Annotated in this window: 17 protein-coding genes, 1 tRNA gene and 1 other RNA gene; 5 read left to right on the top strand and 14 right to left on the bottom strand. The window is 71.4% G+C overall.

Annotation, left to right across the window (positions count from 1 at the left end):
- The first annotated feature begins 179 nt into the window (after window positions 1-179).
- Window positions 180-2,006, top strand: coding sequence for a prolyl oligopeptidase family serine peptidase (locus K7G61_RS12430; RefSeq protein WP_225846827.1), 1,827 nt, complete (start codon window positions 180-182; stop codon window positions 2,004-2,006).
- Here the strand turns inward: K7G61_RS12430 and K7G61_RS12425 are convergent.
- The 9 genes from K7G61_RS12425 to ffs all read right to left on the bottom strand — a co-directional run bounded on the left by K7G61_RS12425 (window position 1,986) and on the right by ffs (window position 12,280).
- The gene (locus K7G61_RS12425; RefSeq protein ID WP_225846826.1) at window positions 1,986-2,846 is read right to left on the bottom strand and encodes an SURF1 family protein; all 861 of its coding nucleotides are present in this window, start codon (window positions 2,844-2,846) and stop codon (window positions 1,986-1,988) included. The two genes, K7G61_RS12430 and K7G61_RS12425, sit on opposite strands and share 21 nt — an antisense overlap.
- Window positions 2,847-3,121: 275 nt before the next feature.
- Complete coding sequence (locus K7G61_RS36405; protein WP_263984283.1) at window positions 3,122-4,579, bottom strand: hypothetical protein; 1,458 nt, start codon at window positions 4,577-4,579, stop codon at window positions 3,122-3,124.
- Entirely contained in the window at window positions 4,576-5,358 is a 783-nt protein-coding gene (locus tag K7G61_RS12415; protein ID WP_308190629.1) for a SigE family RNA polymerase sigma factor, read from the bottom strand. The genes K7G61_RS36405 and K7G61_RS12415 overlap by 4 nt, the downstream gene beginning before the upstream one ends.
- A 574-nt stretch (window positions 5,359-5,932) precedes the next feature.
- Window positions 5,933-7,207, bottom strand: coding sequence for an aspartate kinase (locus tag K7G61_RS12410; protein WP_225846825.1), 1,275 nt, complete (start codon window positions 7,205-7,207; stop codon window positions 5,933-5,935).
- 234 nt (window positions 7,208-7,441) lie between these two features.
- A complete protein-coding gene (locus K7G61_RS12405; RefSeq protein WP_225847026.1) occupies window positions 7,442-8,095 on the bottom strand; it encodes a DUF5063 domain-containing protein in 654 nt (217 codons plus the stop codon).
- A gap of 145 nt (window positions 8,096-8,240) precedes the next feature.
- Entirely contained in the window at window positions 8,241-8,840 is a 600-nt protein-coding gene (gene recR / locus K7G61_RS12400) for a recombination mediator RecR (protein WP_225846824.1), read from the bottom strand.
- Between the two features lie 193 nt (window positions 8,841-9,033).
- Window positions 9,034-9,366 carry a YbaB/EbfC family nucleoid-associated protein gene (locus tag K7G61_RS12395; protein WP_225846823.1) on the bottom strand — a complete coding sequence of 111 codons (333 nt, stop codon included), beginning with the start codon at window positions 9,364-9,366 and terminating at the stop codon, window positions 9,034-9,036.
- 230 nt (window positions 9,367-9,596) lie between these two features.
- Window positions 9,597-12,122 carry a DNA polymerase III subunit gamma and tau gene (locus tag K7G61_RS12390; protein WP_225846822.1) on the bottom strand — a complete coding sequence of 842 codons (2,526 nt, stop codon included), beginning with the start codon at window positions 12,120-12,122 and terminating at the stop codon, window positions 9,597-9,599.
- A gap of 67 nt (window positions 12,123-12,189) precedes the next feature.
- Window positions 12,190-12,280, bottom strand: an RNA gene (ffs, locus tag K7G61_RS12385) — signal recognition particle sRNA small type.
- A gap of 75 nt (window positions 12,281-12,355) precedes the next feature.
- Between ffs and K7G61_RS12380 the strand changes: the two genes are divergently transcribed.
- Window positions 12,356-12,440, top strand: a tRNA-Ser gene (locus K7G61_RS12380).
- A 200-nt stretch (window positions 12,441-12,640) separates the two neighbouring features.
- Here the strand turns inward: K7G61_RS12380 and K7G61_RS12375 are convergent.
- Together K7G61_RS12375 and K7G61_RS12370 are read right to left on the bottom strand one after the other, a co-directional pair.
- Complete coding sequence (locus tag K7G61_RS12375; protein WP_225846821.1) at window positions 12,641-12,832, bottom strand: hypothetical protein; 192 nt, start codon at window positions 12,830-12,832, stop codon at window positions 12,641-12,643.
- 151 nt (window positions 12,833-12,983) lie between these two features.
- Complete coding sequence (locus K7G61_RS12370; RefSeq protein WP_225846820.1) at window positions 12,984-13,397, bottom strand: hypothetical protein; 414 nt, start codon at window positions 13,395-13,397, stop codon at window positions 12,984-12,986.
- Window positions 13,398-13,579: 182 nt separating this feature from the next.
- Here K7G61_RS12370 and K7G61_RS12365 point away from each other — a divergent pair, with 182 nt between their 5' ends.
- The gene (locus K7G61_RS12365) at window positions 13,580-14,572 is read left to right on the top strand and encodes a LuxR family transcriptional regulator (protein ID WP_225846819.1); all 993 of its coding nucleotides are present in this window, start codon (window positions 13,580-13,582) and stop codon (window positions 14,570-14,572) included.
- Between the two features lie 130 nt (window positions 14,573-14,702).
- Here the strand turns inward: K7G61_RS12365 and K7G61_RS12360 are convergent, their stop codons facing one another.
- Together K7G61_RS12360 and K7G61_RS12355 are read right to left on the bottom strand one after the other, a co-directional pair.
- Window positions 14,703-15,989 carry a tachylectin-related carbohydrate-binding protein gene (locus K7G61_RS12360; protein ID WP_225846818.1) on the bottom strand — a complete coding sequence of 429 codons (1,287 nt, stop codon included), beginning with the start codon at window positions 15,987-15,989 and terminating at the stop codon, window positions 14,703-14,705.
- A 63-nt stretch (window positions 15,990-16,052) separates the two neighbouring features.
- Complete coding sequence (locus K7G61_RS12355) at window positions 16,053-17,237, bottom strand: tachylectin-related carbohydrate-binding protein (protein WP_225846817.1); 1,185 nt, start codon at window positions 17,235-17,237, stop codon at window positions 16,053-16,055.
- 498 nt (window positions 17,238-17,735) lie between these two features.
- On the opposite strand from K7G61_RS12355, the gene K7G61_RS12350 reads away from it, so the two are divergent.
- Both K7G61_RS12350 and K7G61_RS12345 read left to right on the top strand, forming a co-directional pair.
- Entirely contained in the window at window positions 17,736-18,629 is an 894-nt protein-coding gene (locus K7G61_RS12350) for a phosphorothioated DNA-binding restriction endonuclease (protein ID WP_225846816.1), read from the top strand.
- A gap of 65 nt (window positions 18,630-18,694) precedes the next feature.
- On the top strand, window positions 18,695-19,060 hold the full coding sequence (locus tag K7G61_RS12345; RefSeq protein WP_225846815.1) for a ribbon-helix-helix domain-containing protein: 366 nt from the start codon (window positions 18,695-18,697) through the stop codon (window positions 19,058-19,060).
- 277 nt (window positions 19,061-19,337) lie between these two features.
- Here K7G61_RS12345 and K7G61_RS36940 read toward each other — a convergent pair whose 3' ends face one another.
- The gene (locus tag K7G61_RS36940) at window positions 19,338-20,051 is read right to left on the bottom strand and encodes an N-acetyltransferase (RefSeq protein WP_225846814.1); all 714 of its coding nucleotides are present in this window, start codon (window positions 20,049-20,051) and stop codon (window positions 19,338-19,340) included.
- Window positions 20,052-20,099 lie beyond the last annotated feature (48 nt).

Raw genomic sequence — 20,099 nt, 5'->3', positions numbered from 1 at the left:
CCGAACTTTTCGAGCATTTCTTCCATCCCAACCGAATCCGTCGAATCCATGGATCGATCATGGCAGGCCCGGCTCGACTCGCGAAAAAGTTATCCACAGGCTGTGAGTGCGGTGGAGTTTTCCACAGGCCGTGGAAGGCCGTCTGCCGGGAGCCGGTCGCGGCGGAGCATGATGGGTGCATGAACGAGATCACCGGATCCGCCATCGGGTCCAAGCCGACTGCCGGCTCCATGCCGGAGTGGGAGAAGCGGTTTCGCGCGCCGCGCGTCGGACTCCCCGAGTGGGCGGAGGACGCCCCGCACCGCAGCCTGTTCGTGTCCAACGTGACGGGTACGTACGAGTTGTACGCCTGGGACCGGACAACGGGCGGGCGGCGACAGGTCACCGACCGGCCGAACGGCACGACGGACGGCTCACTGAGCCGCGACGGCGCGTGGGTGTGGTGGTTCTCGGACACCGACGGCGACGAGTTCGGCGTGTGGATGAAGCAGCCGTTCGGCGGCGGCGAGGACATCCCCGCGGCCCCCGGCCTCGCCCCCTCGTACCCGGCCGGCCTCGCGCTGGGCGTGGGCGGACTCGCCGTGATCGGCCGTTCGACGGACGACGAGGGCACCTCCGTCCACGTGGTGCTTCCCGACGCCGAACCTCGTGAGATCTACCGGCATGCGGAGTCGGCGGGCGTCGGCGACCTGTCCGAGGACGGCACACTCGTCGTCATAGAGCACACCGAGCACGGTGACGCCATGCACAGCGCCCTTCGGGTCGTCCGGGTCGCGGACGGATCGAAGGTGGCCGAACTGGACGACACCGACGGCGGGCGTCACGCGCTCGGCCTTGACTGTCTGGGCTTCGCGCCGGTCGCCGGGGACACCCGCCTCCTGGTCGGCCACCAGCGCACCGACCGCTGGATGCCCATGATTTGGGACATCGCCACCGGCGAGGAGACCCCCCTGGCCATTGACCTGCCCGGCGACGTCCACGCCGAGTGGTACCCGGACGGCTCCGCACTGCTGGTGGTGCACGACTTCCACGCCCGCAGCCAGATGTTCCGGTACGACCTGGCGACCGGCTCCCTGGCGCCTCTCGAATCCCCGCCCGGCTCGGTCAGCGGTGCGACGGCCCGGCCCGACGGCACGGTGGAGTACCTGTGGTCGTCGGCCGAGTGCCCGCCGTCCGTCCGGTCCACCGACGGCACCGTGGTCCTGGAGGCCCCGGGATTGCGGGCACCGGAATCGGTGCCGGTGGAGGACGTGTGGGTGGACGGTCCCGGCGGGGGGATCCACGCGCTCGTCCAGCGCCCCCCGGCAGGCGGCAACGGCCCCTTCCCGACGGTCTTCGAGATCCACGGCGGTCCGACCTGGCACGACTCGGACTCCTTCGCCGCCGGCCCCGCCGCCTGGCTCGACCACGGCTTCGCGGTGATACGGGTCAACTACCGCGGGTCGACCGGATACGGCCGGGAGTGGACCGACGCCCTCAAGCACCGGGTCGGCCTGATAGAGCTCGAGGACATCGCGGCGGTGCGCGAGTGGGCCGTGTCCTCGGGACTGGCCGACCCGTCCCGACTCGTCCTCACCGGCGGATCATGGGGCGGCTATCTGACCCTCCTGGGCCTGGGAACCCAGCCGGAGTCCTGGACGGTGGGCATAGCCGCGGTCCCGGTCGCGGACTACGTCACGGCGTACGAGGACGAGATGGAGGCGCTGAAGTCACTGGACCGCACCTTCTTCGGCGGCTCCCCGCAGGAGGTCCCGGAGCGGTACCGGGCGTCGTCCCCGCTCACCTACGTCGACCAGGTCGCCGCCCCCGTCTACATCAGCGCGGGCATGAACGACCCGCGCTGCCCGATACGCCAGATCGACAACTACGTCGAGCGGCTGCGCGTCCTGGACAAGCCGCACGAGGTGTACCGGTACGACGCGGGCCACGGCTCCCTCGTCGTGGAGGAACGGATCAAGCAGGTCCGGCTGGAGCTGGCCTTCGCCCTACGCCACGTGGGCGGCTGAGCCCTCGTCCGCCGTCCGGCCAGCCCGGTCGTCCCCGTCCTCGTCCCCGTCCGGTACGAGGCCGAGCGCGACATCCGCCCGTGCCTCGGCCTCCCGCCGGACGAGCCGGAACCACATGAAGATCACGAAGCCGGCGAAGACGAACCACTGCCCGGTGTAGCCGAGGTTCTGGAACGCCTTCAGGTCCAGCCCGCTGTTGGGCGGTGCCGCCGGGGGCACCGCCTTCAGCGGGGCGGGCGGACGGGTGGCGGTGATCCAGCCGCTGTACACGGAATAAGGGAGGACATTGACCAAGGAAGCCGCATTGATGAAGCCGAGCTGACCGGAAGGCAGCGCCTCACCCGCGGAGACCCCGCTGCTGTCGGCGCTCTCGGGGTACTGCAGGGCCCCGGTGACAGTGACCTGTCCGGTCGGCGCGGCGGGAACGGAACGGGAGCGCTCGGCGGCGGAAGCGTCGCCGGGCAGCCAGCCACGGACGACGGGGAGCGCGGCGCCGCCGCCGACCCGGAGAGGGGTGAGAACGTAGAAACCGTCGTGACCGTCGAGTGTGCGGTCGGGGACGAGGAATTGGTGACCGGTGTCATACCGGCCGGTGGCGCTCACCACCCGGCCGGAGTCGTCGCCGGAGACCGCGGCGCGGGGGTTGGCCAGTACGCTCGCCAGCGGTACCGGTGCCTCGGCGGCGAGTCGGCCGCGGTCGTGCTTGGCCGACTTGTGCTGATCGACCCGCACCTCGAACCGGCTCAGCTGCCAGCTGCCCATGAACACGCAGAACGGCACGGCGAGCAGCGCGAGAACACTGACCGCCAGCCAGCGCGGACTGAACAGGAACCGGTACACGCCTTCAACGGTACGGGCTCGGCACCCGGCCCCCGCACCCGGCCCCGCGGGTGCGCGTGCTCGGGGAGCCGGTTGCCGGGAGGCCGAGTCCCCGCTGTTCGCTCAAGGCCGCGGTCCAGACGCCCTCCCATGATCCGGGCGAGGACTCCGGCTCAGGAGCGGCCCAGGACACCGGACGCCGGTCCAGGTGCCCCGGACCGGGACTCCGGCTCAAGGCTCCGGCTCAGGAGCCCGGCTCGGGACCCTGGCGCAAAAGCCCGGCTCAAAGCTCCGGCTCAGGAGCCCGGCGAGGGCGTGCTGGTCGGCGCGGGCGTCGCGGGGGTCGTGTAGACGGTGCCGGCGCAGGCGTTCTGGATGACCGGGCCGGTGACGACGGGGGCGCCGGCGGCGGGGGTGTGGCTGAGGGCGACGCTTCCCGGCGCCGGTGAGGGTGAAGCGTCGGCGCCGGACTGCGGGCTGTTGCCGTCGGAGGCCGCGTCGGGAGCGGCGGCGGCCGGGCTGCTGGAGTCGGTCGGGGTGGGCGTCGGCGTGGGTGAGGCGGACGGCGTGCTGGGAGCGGCACAGCCGCCCGGGCCGTCGGAGGCGGGCACCCAGGCGAAGTCGACCTCGTAGTCCTCGCCCGGATCGAGGACGAAGGGGCCGGCTGTGGTGGTGGCCGGGAGGCCCGCGGCCGGATCGCCCGCGCTGTGGTTCACGACCTGGATGCGCTCCGCGTCGGCGGCGCCCACGGCAGCGGCGTGCACCAGGCCCGGGCCCGGCACGGTGCAGGCGGTGGTGGAGACGTTGGCGACGCGGAACCAGCCGTAGACGCGGCCGTCGGCGTCCGGGGCTCCGGCCTGGCCGGTCCCCTGGCCGAGCTGGGCGCTGGAGCAGTCCGGAACCACCGGGGTCTCGGACTGGGAGGGGGTGCTGACCAGGGCGGAGGGCACGCCGGGGCCGACGTTCGGCTGCTGCTTGCTCGGTTCGGCGCCGGGCACGGTACTGGTTCGTCCCGACGGGCCGTCGGAGCCGGGCCAGGTGCTGGTGTGCCCGTCCTCGCCGGGGGCGGCCGCGTGGGAGCTGGCGACGTTCTGAGAAGCGGCGTCGTCACTATGGGTGGTGTCGGTGGCCCGCAGCAGCGCGGGGATGGCCATGCCCGCCAGGAGGATGGCGGCGACGCTGCCCGCCAGGGCCTGGCGCCGGTGCCTGCGGCGTGCCGGAATGGCGCGTCGCAGGTGGTCCAGCGCATGGGGGGACCCCTCCATGCCCTGGACGGCGTTGCGCATCCACATGCGCAGGAGTTCCTCGTCGGAGGTCTCGCCGAGCCCACCGACCGCCGGCTCGCCACGGCCGTCCGAACTCTGCGGCTCCTCCAGCGGGCCCGCGCTCGCCGCGGCCCCGCTCCACTCACCCGGCCCGTCCGGCTCCCCCCGGTCCGCCACAGCCGGGCCGTCCGCCGTGCCCCGGTCGTCCGGGGCCGACCGGCGGGGTTCCCCGTCCGGTCCGGGGGAAAGGGTGCCGTGCTCAAGGCCCAGGCGCGGTTCCGCCTCCGGGCTCGCCCCCAGGTCCGAGCCCGAGCCCGAGTCCGGGCCCAGTTCCGCGTCCGGGTCGGGGGAGGGCTGTGCGTGCGGTTGGCCGGGCCGCGACCCGTCGCGCTGGGAGCTGCGGTAGCTCTTGAAGCTCCGGAAGGGAGAATCGGGTGAGTTGGGCTGATCCATGGCGTGAGCGTCATCGGGAGCGTTGGGGCTGGTCATGCCGTTGCCTCCATCGCGACGCGCAGCGCCGCGATGCCTCGCGAACCGTAAGCCTTCACCGAGCCCAGGGATATCCCCAGGGTCTCGGCGACCTGCGCCTCGGTCATGTCGGCGAAGTAGCGCAGCACGAGCACCTCGCGTTGCCTGCGTTGCAGGGAGCGCATGGCGGCCTTGAGCTGATCGCGTTCCAAGAGCTCGTACGCGCCCTCTTCGGCGCTGGCCATGTCCGGCATGGGCTTGGACAGCAGCTTGAGGCCGAGGATGCGCCGACGAAGCGCCGAACGGGAGAGGTTGACGACGGTCTGGCGGAGGTAAGCGAGGGTCTTCTCCGGGTCCCGGACCCGGCTGCGGGCCGAGTGCACCCGTATGAAGGCCTCCTGGACCACGTCCTCGCACGAGGCGGTGTCGTCCAGCAGGAGCGCGGCCAGGCCGAGCAGGGAGCGGTAGTGCGCGCGGTAGGTCTCGGTGAGGTGGTCGACCGTGGTGCCGACGGCCATCGCGGAGTCAGCGCCCCCGGCGACGGCGTCCGTGGAGCCGCCCGGACCGCCGGGCCGGGCGGAGCCGTCCAGAACCTCGGCGCCGCCGGAGCCGCTCGATCCGCCGGGTCCGCCGGGACCGGCGGGGCTTCCCGGGCCGTTGGCCACGCGTACCGGCCAGGGCGCGATCACCGGGATACCGCCCGCGGCACCGCGCGCCGGGCGAGGGCGCGGGATGCGCGGCGGCACGACGACACTGCCCGACCGCCCGAATGATGTCTCGATGCCCAGTGCCTCCGCCACGCCAATTGGACACGCATCCCCCCGCCAGGGTTGTACGCGCATGACACACCGCCCGACGGAGCGTCAGATATCCCCATGCGTACCAGCTCTTCCTCAACGCCCCTTTTGCGCCCGATGCTTCCCCCGGAACGTGCCGCCGAGCGGCAGCACCCTGAGCACCCTAGGGCAGTGCGCTGACACAAAGACGCTCCCCCACAAGCGTCGGTTGCAGCCGAGGGAAAGGAAGATTGTCCACCGCGTGGGCGGGCTGGTTCAAGTGGTCCATACCACCAGTTCTATGAATTCCCGGCGCGGGCAAGGCTGATGACGCCTCCCGCACCCACCGGCACCGAGCCGCAGCGCACACGCGCAGACACACGCGGGCACCCGCGGGCACATGCGCGGCACCCGTAGGCAACATGCGGGCACCCGCAGGCACACACGGCGGACGTTAGGCAAAGCGAACGGCGGACGTACGCGCACGCACACACACCGACGGACCTGCGGGACGCCCGCACCGGATGTGCGGGCGTCCCGGGAAGTCCCTGCACCGGCGGCGCAAGCGCCTCAGCACAAGCGCCTCAGCGGAAATGCCTCAGCGCCCGGTCCCCCCGTACACGACCGCCTCGTCCGTGTCGCTGTCGAGGCCGAACGCCGAGTGGACCGCCTGCACGGCCGGCTTCACGTCGTCGATCCGGGTCACCACCGAGATGCGGATCTCGGACGTCGAGATGAGCTCGATGTTGACGCCGGCGTTGGACAGGGCCTCGAAGAAGGTCGCCGTGACCCCGGGGTTGGTCTTCATCCCGGCCCCGACCAGCGAGATCTTGCCGATCTGGTCGTCGTAGCGCAGCGAGTCGAAGCCGATGACCGGCTGCGCCTTGGTCAGCGCCTCCATGGCCTTGTGCCCCTCGGACTTGGGCAGCGTGAAGGAAATGTCGGTGAGGGCGGTGGCGGCGGCCGACACGTTCTGCACCACCATGTCGATGTTGATCTCGGCGTCGGCGATGGTGCGGAAGATCGTGGCCGCCTCGCCCGGCTTGTCCGGCACCCCGACGACCGTGATCTTCGCCTCGGACGTGTCGTGCGACACGCCGGAGATGATCGCCTGCTCCATCGGCCTGTCTCCCTCTGGTGGTTCGTTGCTGACCCAGGTGCCCGGAAGTCCGGAGAACGAGGACCGTACGTGGATCGGGATGTTGTACCGGCGCGCGTACTCCACGCAGCGGTGCAGCAGCACCTTCGACCCCGAGCTGGCCAGCTCCAGCATGTCCTCGAACGCGATCCAGTCCATCTTGCGGGCCTTCTTCACGACCCGCGGGTCGGCGGTGAACACACCGTCGACGTCCGTGTAGATCTCGCACACCTCGGCGTCCAGCGCCGCGGCGAGCGCCACCGCCGTGGTGTCGGAACCGCCCCGTCCCAGCGTGGTGATGTCCTTCTTGTCCTGCGACACCCCCTGGAACCCGGCCACGATCGCGATGTTGCCCTCGTCCAGCGCGGTACGGATCCGGCCCGGCGTCACGTCGATGATGCGCGCCTTGTTGTGCACCGAGTCGGTGATCACCCCGGCCTGGCTGCCCGTGAACGACTGCGCCTCGTGCCCCAGGTTTTTGATCGCCATGGCCAGCAACGCCATGGAAATGCGCTCTCCGGCGGTCAAGAGCATGTCGAACTCTCGGCCGGACGGGATCGGCGACACCTGCTCCGCGAGATCGATCAGCTCGTCCGTCGTATCGCCCATCGCCGACACCACGACGACCACCCGGTGGCCGGCCTTCTTGGTGTCCACGATCCGTCGGGCGACGCGCTTGATGCCCTCGGCATCCGCGACGGAGGAGCCGCCGTACTTCTGCACGACAAGACCCACGTGCGCTCCTCGCTCAGGGTTAGTGCGGTCACCCCAGTTTAACGAGCAGGACCGATCCGCCCCGGTCGTATCGCATGCTGAGACGTACGGTTCACCACGTGATCATGCGGTACGCGCCAGCGTACGCCCCCGTCCGGCACGGCCCCGGCTCGTCCGTGGCCCCGGCCCCCCGTGGCTACGGCTCGTCCAGGGCAGCCGCCCCGCCCGCGGCGCCCGCCCGGCCCCCTGACGCGCCTACCGCCCGCGCCGCCGCAGCCCGATCGTCCCCAGCTCGGCCTCCATCACGCGCCCCGCCTCCTTGGCGAGCTGCTCGTCGTCGTCCCCGTCGGCCCCGGTGTCGAGCCCGTCGAGCTCGTCCAGCGGGCTGTCCAGCCGTACGTGCGCGACCAGCGACTGCAGCGCCCGGAGCGAGGCGCTCACGGTCGGACCCCAGTTGGACAGGTACGAGAACTGCCACCACCACAGCGCCTCGGACACCCGCCCCGCCTTGAAGTGCGCGAGCCCATGGGTGAGGTCGGCCACCACGTCGGCCATGTCGTCCGAGATCCGGCACGCCACAGGCGTGGACCTCGGCACATACGGGTCGAAGACCTCCGAGTAGACGTCGATCGGCTCCAGCAGGGCCGCGAGCCGCTGCCGGAGGTCGTCCTCGTCGGGCTCCGGGCCGACGTCCGGCTCGTACCGCTCGTCGGGAACGATGTCCTCGTGCGCGCCCAGCCGCCCGCCGGCCAGCAGCAACTGCGATACCTCGAGCAGCAGGTACGGCACCGCGCTGTCCGGGTCGTCGCCCTTGGCGATCTCGCGCATCGAGAGGATGAAGCTCTCGATCTGGTCGGCGATCTGCACCGCGAACTCGTCCGGCTCGGCCCCCGCTGCCACCTCGGCCATCGCGGGCGCCACCCCTGCCAACGCCTCCACGACCCGCCCGGAACCGGAACCCGAACCCGAACCCGAACCCGAACCGGAAGCGGGACCGTTACCGGGACCGCCGCCCCAGCGGCCGCCCCCCGGCCTGTTCGTCACCGTCTCGGTCTCAGACATCCAGCAACCGCCTCCCTTCGAAGGCCCGCCCCAGCGTGACCTCGTCCGCGTACTCCAAGTCGCCACCCACGGGGAGCCCGCTGGCCAGCCGCGTCACCCGAAGCCCCATGGCTTTCACCATCCGGGCCAGGTACGTGGCCGTGGCCTCTCCCTCCAGGTTGGGGTCCGTCGCCAGGATCAGCTCGGTGACCGTCCCGTCCGCGAGCCGCGTCAGCAGCTCCCGGATCCGCAGATCGTCAGGACCCACGCCTTCGATGGGGCTGATGGCCCCGCCCAGTACGTGGTACTTCCCCCGGAACTCGCGGGTACGCTCGATCGCCACCACGTCCTTGGGCTCCTCGACCACGCAGATGACCGAGGGGTCGCGGCGCGGGTCGCGGCACACCCGGCACTGCTCGTCCTGCGCGACGTTGCCGCAGACCGCGCAGAAACGTACCTTCGCCTTCACCTCGGACAGCGCGTGAGCGAGCCTGCGCACATCCGCCGGATCGGCCTGCAGGATGTGGAAGGCGATCCGCTGCGCGCTCTTGGGACCCACGCCGGGCAGCCTGCCCAGTTCGTCGATCAGGTCCTGAACCACGCCTTCGTACACGCCGGACGCCTTCCTTCGTCTGCTGCCTTCACTTGCTGGTCTGCCGCGTCTTCCGCATCTGCCGCGTCTTCCGGGCCCGTCGGGTCCGTCAGGGCCGTCGGGGCCGCCGGGTGACGACCGGTCCGAATCGTTTTTCCTCCCACATGGGTGTGAACGGACGGTTCCGGCCACTCACCGCGACAAGAAGAACCCGCTAGAACGGCATACCAGGCATTCCACCCAGCCCCTGGGCAAGCGGGCCGAGTTTGGCCTGCTGCAGCGCCTGCGCCGACTCGTTCGCGTTGTGGACGGCGGCGACGATCAGGTCGGCCAGCGTCTCGGTGTCGTCCGGGTCGACGGCCTTCGGGTCGATCTGCAGCGCACGCAGTTCGCCCGCGCCGGTCACCGTCGCCTTGACCAGCCCGCCGCCCGCGGTGCCCTCCACCTCGGTCGCGGCGAGTTCCTCCTGCGCCGCGGCCAGGTCCTGCTGCATCTTCTGAGCCTGCTGGAGCAGTGCCTGCATGTTCGGCTGACCACCGGGGATCACGGAATCGCTCCTGCCTCTGCCGCACTTTTTTCGCCTGACAGGGCGAGCCTACGTGCTCGTACGGCGCAGCGCCCTACGCCGTACGGAGGATCGGCGCGCCGCGCACTCCGCCGGGAGTAGCCCATGGGCCTCCTCCCGGCGTTTACGCAGCTCAGGAGGCGTGCGCGTACGAGAGGGACGATGGCGCGCGGCCGCGTCCGCGACGCGCCGCCCGGGGCCGCGCGCCCCTGTCAGTCGTGCTTGATCTCCTCGATCACCGTGGCGCCCAGCTCCCTTATGAACAGATCGTGGCCGCTGAGGGCGGAGTCGACCAGGTCGGGGTCGTCGTCCTCCGGAATGTCCTCTTCCGGCGGCGGCGGATAGTCGTTGACGGGAGGTGCGGACGCCGTCAGGTGGGCGGCACGCGCGCCGCCGCTGCCGCCGGCCGCGCGATCCCCCTGCCGGACGGCCGCCTGGGCCGCACCGGCCAGCGAACGCTCCTGACCTGCGACGACGCCCTGTCCGAGCCCCTGCCCGCCGGCGGGCCCCGGCCCGCCCGCCTGCCCGTACGCCACGCCCTGCGCCTGCTGCCCGTACGAGGACGGGCCCGCGGGTGACTGCGGGGAGCCGGGGGGCCGGGATCCGCCGCCGCCGGCCCCGCCGTAACCGAAACCGCCGGAGCCCGGACCGGAACCCGAACCCGAACCCGTACCGGGCCCGGGACCGAAGCCCGTGCCGGGGCCGCCGAAGCCGCCGGGGCCGCCCGCTTGGCCGCCGGCCGACCCGCCGCCGCCACCGGACGGATCGACGATCGCCTCGATGCGCCACTGGGCGCCCAGCGCGTCGCTGATCGCCTGCTTGAGGATGTCCTCGCTGCCGTTGTTGACGAAGCTGTTGCGGGCCCCGGGGTTGTCGAACCCGATCTGCAGCGTCTCGCCGTCGAAGCCGCTGACCTGCGCGTTGTTGAACAGCAGCATCCAGGTCAGCCGGCGGCGGCTCTTGACCGCCTCCAGGATCTGCGGCCACATCTGCCGCACCCGCGAGGGGTCTCCGATGGATCCGCCGCCACCGGCCCCCGCGCCCGCCGGCCCGGCGGACTGCTGCGGTGCCGGGGCCGCCGGGGCCTGGGGACGACCCTGCGCGGGCGGTACGGGCGGGCTCACGGTCCCGGGGGTCCCGGGGGCCCCGGGCACCGCGGCCGTCGGCCAGGCACCCGGGCGCGGCGCCTGCGCGGCACCTCCGCCCCCGCCACCGCCCGCGGGCGCACCCGCGGGCGCACCCCCGTACGTACCGCCGCCCGGCGCGCCCGCACCGCCCGCGCCCCCTTGCGCAACCGGCCAGGCCCCCGGACGCGCCGGCCCCCCGTCGCCGGGCGACGGAGGCGGGGACGGCCGTGCGGGAGTGTCCGCGGACGGTTGGGCGGCCTGGGAAGGGGCGGGCGCCGGTTCCTGCGCCGGGGCCGCGGAGGGGGCGGACACAGGTGCCGGCGCGGGTGCCGGGGCGTCCGGGGAGGGCGCGTCCGGGCCCGTACGTCCCAGGGCGGCGCGCGCGGCGGCGGGACCGGCGGGACCGGGCGCCCCCGCGCCGGCGTACCCGCCCTGCACCGGACCGCCTTGGAAGGCGGCTCCGCGCTCCAGCCGTTCGAGCCGGGCCTGTACGGACCGCTCGTCGGCGTACGCGGCGGGCAGCAGCACGCGGGCACAGATCAGTTCGAGCTGCAACCGGGGCGAGGTCGCGCCGCGCATCTCCGTCAGCCCCGTATTGACGAGATCGGCGGCGCGGCTCAGCTCGGCCGCCCCGAATACCGACGCCTGGGCCTGCATCCGCTCGACCACGTCGCGCGGCGCGTCGAGGAGCCCCTTGTCGACCGCGTCGGGCACCGCGGCGAGGATCACCAGGTCGCGCAGGCGCTCCAGCAGGTCGGCGACGAAGCGGCGCGGGTCGTGGCCGCCCTCGATCACGCGGTCGACGATCTCGTAGACCGCCGCGCCGTCTCCGGCGGCGAAGCCGTCCACCACGTCGTCGAGCAGCGCCGCGTCGGTGTAGCCGAGCAGGGCGGTGGCCATGGCGTACGTCACTCCGTCCGCCCCGGCGCCGGCGAGCAGCTGGTCCATGACCGACATCGAGTCGCGCACCGAGCCGGCGCCGGCCCGCACCACCAGCGGGTACACCCCGTCCTCGACCTGGATCCCCTCGCGCTCGCACACCTCGGACAGGTACTCGCGCAGGGTGCCGGGGGGCACCAGCCGGAACGGGTAGTGGTGCGTGCGCGACCGGATCGTGCCGATGACCTTCTCGGGCTCGGTGGTCGCGAAGATGAACTTCAGATGCTCCGGCGGCTCCTCGACCACCTTCAGCAGGGCGTTGAACCCGGCCGAGGTGACCATGTGGGCCTCGTCGATGATGTAGATCTTGTAGCGGCTGCCCGCGGGCCCGAAGAACGCCTTCTCCCGCAGGTCACGGGCATCGTCCACACCGCCGTGCGAGGCCGCGTCGATCTCGATGACGTCGATCGACCCCGGTCCGTTCCTGGCCAGGTCCCGGCACGAGCGGCACTCCCCGCACGGCGTCGGGGTCGGCCCCTGCTCGCAGTTCAAGCACCGGGCCAGAATCCGGGCGCTGGTCGTCTTCCCGCACCCCCGCGGCCCGCTGAACAGGTACGCGTGATTGACCCGGTTGTTCCGCAGCGCCTGCTGCAGCGGGTCGGTGACGTGCTCCTGCCCGATGACCTCTGCGAAGGTCTCGGGCCGGTAGCGGCGATACAGAGCGAGGGACACGCCTACGAGCCTATCCGCGCCCACCGACACCGCGCCCCGCCCGCCGCCGCCACTCCCCCCGAACGGCAAAGACCCCTCACGCACCCGCCAGAGCTCACCTACCCTTGCTGCCTTCCGGCCCTGGGGGGGTTCAGCGAGATAGCGCCACGTGAGGGGCTGCGGCCAACCCTACCCCACCACCCACCCCCGATCGAGTTCGCACCCACCCCTCCACAACCTGTACTCTTTGCGGCGGAGGATTCGCCTAGAGGCCTAGGGCGCACGCTTGGAAAGCGTGTTGGGGGCAACCCCTCACGAGTTCGAATCTCGTATCCTCCGCAGCCCGCCTGAACAGGCGCGACGAAGGGGCTCCGCTGGTCACCAGCGGAGCCCCTTCCTTGCTATCGCAGACCGCGTTGTCCTGGTCTTTGTCCACAGGGGTGGTCGCGGGGCCTCCCCGGATCGCCCTTTCGATCTTCCGGGCGGCCTCCTCGGGCGTGGGGTCGGTCACGTGCGGGGGCCACCGTTCTCGCGTCGGGTCAGGGGTGGATCGGGTCCCAGTACATGTCGCCGCCGGAGGGCGGCGGCGTCTTGGTGGTCCGGGGCTGGGCGCTCTGGGCGACCGTGTCCGAGGTGGAGGAGGAAGCCACCGCGGACTGGAGGGCGAGACCGGTGCCGGCCGAGAGGGCGAGGAGCAGGGCGGCGGTCGAAGCGAGTCGGATGCGAAGCATGGCGGGTCCTGTTCTGCGCGGATCTGAGGGAACCTGAGGGGATGCAGGGATCTGAGGGAGGGTGGCCGGTCTGCTCCGGATCGTCGCCGATGCGGCTCCCTGCTCTGGTCGCTGTCGGAGCGGTGTCCTTTCCGGGTCCTTTCCGGCAGGTTCACCATCCCTGCCGATCGTCCGGCTGGAAAGGAAGCTCCGGTGGCCGGAACCGGTCCTGGCCGTTTTCGGCCCGGCTCCGCGGGGGCGCCGGACAACCCCTCGTGGAACCCTCCTCGTAGAAGGACGCGATGAGCGGTGTGCGGGCCTCCACCATGTCCCACCCACCGAGTTCGGGGTATGCCGTCAGCGCGCGTTCCCATGCGCGGGCGGCGTTGGCCTCCGCGTCCTCAAGGCGGTCCGCGACCACATACACGCCCAGTACCGGGTACGGACGGGCATCACCGTGGAGGACCACGTGTTCCACGCCGTCCTCCGCTCTTGCCGCCGCACGGAGCCCGGTGCAGATCCGGTCGGGCAGGGCGCTGAACGGGGAATCGTCGGTGGGGCGCAGGTGCAGGTGCACGAGGTACATGCGATCACCGTCGCAATCCCGCCGCCGGGCGGCCAATGCAGTCCCCGGGCAATTTCCGGCCGTGGACGGAACAGGCCAGAGCCCGGGCAGTGCGAAGTCGTCACATCCGGACCCCGATCCTGAGAGTATCTGCGCACAGCAAGGAGGTCAGCAGAAGGTCTTCACGCGGGGGGAAACCACTCATGCTCACCACACTTGGGCTCGACGCCGACGCCGAGGCGGTCTACCGGGCGATGCTCGCCCGGCCGCGGGACGGAGTCACGGCCATCGGCGAGGCCCTGGGCCTGGGCGAGGACCAGGTCCGCGCCGCGCTGGACACGTTGAGCGGTCTGGCGCTGGTCCGTCCTTCCTACGAACGCGAGGGCTCGCTGCGCGCCGTCTCACCCGACCTGGGCCTGGAACTGCTGCTGGCCCGTCAGCAGCACGAACTGGCCCGCCGGCAGCAGCACCTGGAGGCGTCCCGGGCCAGCGCCGCCCAGCTCATCGCGGAATACGCCGAGCTGCGGTCCGGGGCGCCGAGCCCAGGGGTCGAGCAGCTCACGGGCCTGGACCGGATACGCGACCGCCTGGCCACGTTGACCCGGCAGGTCAAGACGGAGGTCATGGGCTTCAACCCCAGCAGCGCACAGACAGAGGAGGGCATGGCCGCCGCCCGCCCGCTGGACCTGCAGCTACTGGAGCGCGGTGTCCGCATCCGCACGCTCTACCTCGACAGCATCCGCAACAACGCACCCACCGTCGCCCATGCCGAATGGCTGGCCGAGCACGGCGGGCAGGTCCGTACCGTGCCCACCCTGCCGACCCGGATGATCATCCTCGACCAGGCGAGCGCCGTCATCCCGGTCCGCAGTGACGACACCGCGGCCGGCGCCGTCATTCTGACCGGTCAGGGCACGGTGACCGCGCTGTGCGCCCTGTTCGAAAGCACCTGGGCGGCCGGCCGGCCGCTGGGCGAGGCGCCCGTGCGCGATGCCCACGGGCTCACCCCCCAGGAGCAGGCGGCGCTGTCGCTGCTCGCCGAAGGACACACCGACGAGGCGATCGCCCGCCGCCTCGGTGTCTCGCCGCGTACGGCCCGCCGCGTCACCACCGACCTGATCGAACGCCTCGGCGCCCGCAGCCGCTTCCAGGCCGGAGTCCGCGCCGCGCAGCAGGGCTGGCTGCCGGCCGGCTGACGGCCGGTCACGTCCCGGGGCCCACCCGCGGTGTACGGGAGCGGGCGCCGTACGGGAGCGACGCCTCGGCCCCATCGCCCGCGGCGGGCGGTGGGGCCGAGGTCGTACCGGGGGTGCGCCTGCCGCGGGGTCAGGCGATCTTGTCGTACCGGATGGCCGCGTAGGACGTCGCGGGCCAGCCGGCGATGTTGCCGCTGTAGACGTTCGCCGTGCCGTACTCCATGTCCGCGGACGGGTTGGACTCGGAGTAGTAGTAGAAGGTCCCGGCGTCCTGGTCCTTCCACCCGATGAACAGGACGGTGTGCGTGCCCGCGTAGTTCAGGGCGTCGCCGGGACGCAGGGAGCCCTTGGAGATCGTGGAGCTGACCTGGTAAAGGGTCGAGGTCGAGTAGGAATCGGTGAGGTGCCAGGCCATGGAGACGAACCCGGAGCAGTCCTCCCGGTACTCCCTGGAATGGATCAGGTCCCAAGCGTAGGAGTACTTGTCATACGGCACGTCCCGGTCGTACCAGTCCTTGGCCCGGGTGAGGACCTCGCTGCGGGCGATGGAGCCGCCCAGCGTCGAGGTGGGCGGGGTATCGGGTACGTAAGCGCAGTTGCCGCCCGACGCCGAGAGAATCGTCTGCGTCCAGCCGGAGGTGTCGACGGGGTCGCTGGAGTGGTACGTCAGGTCCCCGCCGTCGTTGTCGAACGGGTCCGCGTCGGTGTACCAGTACATGCCGCCGTTGGTCCGGCCGTAGTAGAGGCCGCCGCCTGGGGAGGTGAGGGAGTCGACCGCGGACCAGCCGCTCGCCGCCAGGACCCCGCGGTCCCAGTCGTTCACGCCGTTGATCTTGTAGCTGAGCAGACGGCCGTCGCTGGTGGAGGCGATGAGCTGGTCGTCCCCCGCGGCCGCCAGCGTCTTCAGGACGAACCCGGTGCCGATGATCGCGTGCTGGCCGATGTGCGCGGGACCCGAGGGCTTGTCCTCGGAGACGACGTACTGGTGCAGTTGGCCGTCGACCGTGCCGTACAGGTGCCCGTGGCCGTCGTAGGTGAGCTTGTCGAAGGTCCAGCCGCCGTCCCAGATCTTCGTCACCCCCGCCAGGGTGAGGGCGCTGACGTTGGTCTGGATGTCCACCCGGTACAGGTCGCCCGTGGTGGAGGTGACGAGGACGGTGTTGAAGTTCAAGGTGGCCATCGCCTTCGGCGTGAAGCCGAGGGCCGGTCCGATCAGGGTCCGTACCCGGTCGCCTGTATCGGGGGCGATGGCCGTGTACGTGAGTCTGCCGTCGGACAGCACGCCGTACACCGATACGTCGCCGCCGCAGGACGCCAGGGCGTGGGCCGCGCCGGCGGAGACCGTGAGGAAGCCCGCGGACATGGCGGCGGCGGCCAGGGCGCCGGTCAGTGACTTACGGACGCGATTGAGGTTCATGAAGAACTCCTTGTTTTGGGCAGCCGGGAGCCTTCCCGGCTGTGACGTGCCGTCGGACACGGCCTAGTACCAGTGGGGGTCGCGGCTCTGCCAGGCGCTCCACGCCGCGCAGGGGGAGCCGTAGACCTGGTTGATGTAGTCGAGGCCCCAGGCGATCTGCGTGACGGGGTTCGTCAGCCAGTCCGCTCCCGCGGACTGCATCTTGGAACCGGGCAGGGCCTGCGGGATTCCGTACGCGGAGGAGGTCGGGTTGTCGGCGTTCCAGCGCCAGCCGCTCTCGTGGTCCCAGAGGGTTTCCAGGCAGGACCACTGAGAAGTGGTGGCCCAGCTCGACTTGAAGTCGTTCATCATCTGACGGCCGACGGCCTTGACCTCGGTGATGTTGTCCCGGTCGAGGACGCTGGTGCAGGAGTAGCTGTTGGGCATGGCGGACAGGAGCGTCTGCGTCCAGCCGGACGCGTCCACCGGGTCGTCGTTGTGGTAGGCGATGTCGCTGCCGCTGCCGTCGAGCGGGTTGGCGTCCTTGTACCAGTACATGCCTCCGGCCGAGGTCCGGCCGTAGTACAGGCCACCGCCGGGCGACAGGAGCTGGTTGAAGCCGGACCAGCCGTCGGACTTGAGCGTGTGGGCCACCCATTTGGTGGTGGACGTGCTGTCGACGGCGTAGTCGAGGAGGCGTCCGTCGGAGCTGGTGGCCAGCAGCCGGTCCTGCCCGGTGGTGGTGAGGGTCTTGAGGACGAATCCGTCGCCGATGACGGTCCGCTGGCCTATGTGGGCGGCGCCGGCCGGCTTGTCCTCGGAGACGAGGTACTGCATCAGGGTGCCGTTGACCGTGCCGAAGAGGTGGCCGCGGCCGTCGTAGGCGAGCTTGTCGAAGGTCCAGCCGCCGTCCCAGATCTTCGTCACCCCCGCCAGGGTGAGGGCGTTGACGTTCGTCTGGATGTCGACGCGGTAGAGGTCACCCGAGGTCGAGGTGACCAGAACGGTGTTGAAGTTCAGGGTGGCCATCGCCTTCGGTGTGAAGCCGAGAGCGGGCCCGATGAGCGTCTTGAGCCGGTCCCCGTTGGACGGGTCGATGGCCGAGTACGTCAGCTGTCCGTCGGACAGGACGCCGTAGACGGAGACGCTCCCGCTGCAGGTGGTGTCCGCCTGGGCGGTACCGGTACTCGCGGTGAACAGGCCGGCCGCGAGGGCGCCGGCGGCCACCAGGCCGGTGACCGCGCGGCGGACTCCGGAGAACTTCCGCATCGACAACTCCATTGATAGGTGCGTCTGCTGACGTCATGCAGCATCGCCACCGGTCACATGAGTCGGAAGTGGGATCAGCTGGACGGATACGGCCACGGACGCATCCGTCCACGCCTCGCGGACCCCGTTGCGGCCCGCGGCGTCGCAGGCCGGACGGGGTCCGGCGGAGGGGGCGGCCCGCCTTTCGGAGGCGGAGCCGTGCGGCTGCGGCACTGCGCAGCCGGGGCCCGCAACTCTGCCGGCGGCAACGCCTCCGGTGGCCGGCGCCGTCCTTGGGGATACGGGAACCGGCCCGCCATCCGGTTGATCGATTTGGCCACCCTCTACGCCCAGGCACCATCGTCGGACCAGCCTGACGGGGACGCTCCACCGCGCTGAAGACGGTCGTGTGTTCCCTGATGGATGGCGGCACCAAGCCGGAGCAGCGGGGGTTGCTCCGGCCGCTGTTCCTGCGATCGCCGCGTACGAGCCGGTACCCGGGCGTTACGCTCGTCGGCCATGGACTGGCTGGAGCGGGCGGCGACGTTGCGGCAGTGGAGCAGGAGCGGGACGCGCGCTCCGCACAAACCGCTGCTGCTCCTCTACGCCCTTGGCCGGTTCCAGCGGGACACCGAGGCCGAACTGCGGTACAGCGCCGTCGAGGCGGACCTGCAGCGGCTGCTGGCGGAGTACGGTCCGCCCCGCAGGACGACGCCCGCCTATCCGTTTCATCACCTGGTCAGTGACGGGGTCTGGGAGGTCAGCACCGACCGGGGCCCCGGCAGCCCGGGCAGCGGCGTACGGGAACTGCGGGCCACGGGCGCGGCGGGGCGGCTGGCTCCCGGACTGCGTGCGGCGCTGCGCCGCGAACCCGAACTGCTCGGCCGGATGGCGCGAGTCCTGCTGGACCAGCACTTCGCGCCCTCGCTCCACGGGGAACTGTGCGAAGCGGTCGGCCTGGAGCTGGAGCCGGCCGAAACCGGACAGTTCACGCCCGTCCGCAGGCCGCGGGACCCGCACATGCGGGAACTGGTCCTGACCGCCTACGAGTACCGGTGCGCCTTCTGCGGGTACGACGGCAGGATCGGCGCGGTGCCGGTCGGGCTTGAGGCCGCGCACGTGCGCTGGTGGGCCTTCGGCGGCCCGGACGACGTCGACAACGGCCTGTGCCTGTGCTCCCTGCACCACAAGCTCTTCGACAAAGGCGTCCTCGGCATAGGCGACGGCGACCGCGTCCTGGTGTCGCAGCGCTTCGTCGGCCACAGTGCCGCTGCCCGCGAGCACGTCGTCGCGCTGGCCGGCCGCCCCCTCATCGGCCCCCAGCCGGGTGCCGCCCCCGTCGCCGCGGCCCACCGCACCTGGCACACCACGCAGGTCTTCCACGGCACCCCCCGCCCCGGCATCGCCGCCTGACCACCGAATCGTCGGCCCGGCGGCCCGCCGGTACGGGCCCTTGCACCAAAAGAATGGTGTTGTATATGGCGACCAAGAAAGTGACAGTGACGATCCCCGAGGATCTCCTGGACGAGATCCGCGCCGAGGCGGCTGAGCGGGGACTTTCGGCGTATGTAGCCGAAGCACTACGTTTCAAGCGGGACCGGGACCGACTGCTGGAGCTGGTCGACTGGCTGCAGGAGGAACACGGCCCGGTCACCGGGGACGAGCGCGCGGCAGCAGCCCGGCGCCTCCTCGCTGACGCCAAGCTGGACGGCCACGAGTACGCGATCGATGGCACGCTCGCTGTCATCGCACGCCAGCAGAAGGGGCAGGTCACCGTCTTCACCTCGGACGTGGACGACCTGGAGAAACTCCTCCCCGACGTCATCGTCGTCAAGAAGGTATGACCCGGCGCCGTGGTCTCGGTTCTGGTCTCGTTCAGCCCTGTCCGGCCCTGTCCGGCCCTGTCCGAGACGTCCACCACCACCCACTCCGCCCCAGGTCAGAACGCCTCGCCCCACCCTGTTCGCAGCGGCGAGCAGTTGGAAAGCGTGTCGGGGGCAACCCCTCACGAGTTCGAATCTCGTATCCTCCGTACCCGCCCACCAGGGCAGATGTCGGCCGTGCCCCGGGGAGCGTGGGTCGGTTACGGGCAGGAAGCGGCCAAGGGCCCGATGGCCGGGCTCAGGGTTCGGGGTGGAGCCACCAGGTGATGCCCTCGCCGATGTGGACGAAGCCGTGTCGCTGATAGAGCAGTCGTCCCTCGGGAGTCGCGTTGAGCACCGCGTGGGTGGCCCCGGCCGCGCCGGCCGCGGCGCACACGGCACGCAGCAGTCCGGTGCCCAGGCCACGGCGACGGAACGGGGGCCAGACCGCCATGTCGAACACGCCGGCCAGGTTGCCGGACCGGTGCGACCAAGCTCGCCCGGCGAACCGGCCGGCAGGGCGGGTATAGGCGGCGGCATACCAGGAGTGCCGGGGCCGGGCGCGTGCCAGGGCGAGTTCGGCGCGGTAGTCGGCGTGTTCCCCGGTGTAGTCGGCGGAGTCGTCCTGCAACTCGATGCGGGGGTCGCCGGCCGGCCCGATGTCGGCGATCGGCGCGGTCATCCACCACGGCGACCAGCCGCGTTCGAACCCTGCATTCGCCAGCGAGAACGCGTCCACCGCCGAGTTGAGCCAGACCCCGATGTCGACGCCGAGATCGCGGGCCCGTTCGACACCTCGTGCCAGCGCGGCCCGCGGCAACTCGCTCGGGAACATCAGGTGCATGCCGTCGGCCCCGCTCATCCAGGTCAACGGCCCGTCGTCCCACAAGCTGCCACCCAGGATCTCGGTGCGCGTCCGGTACCAACTGGCCTGGACCCGTTCGCAATCGGCGACCGTGACGATGGAGGACACCTGCCATGCCTATCAGAGGACGAACCCGGCAGGGGGAACGGTGACCGC

The sequence above is a fragment of the Streptomyces sp. HPF1205 genome (assembly GCF_020400825.1).
Taxonomy (GTDB): Bacteria; Actinomycetota; Actinomycetes; order Streptomycetales; family Streptomycetaceae; genus Actinacidiphila.
The sequence above is the reverse complement of the archived record's forward strand: the minus strand, read 5'-3'. Positions and strand labels throughout refer to the sequence as shown.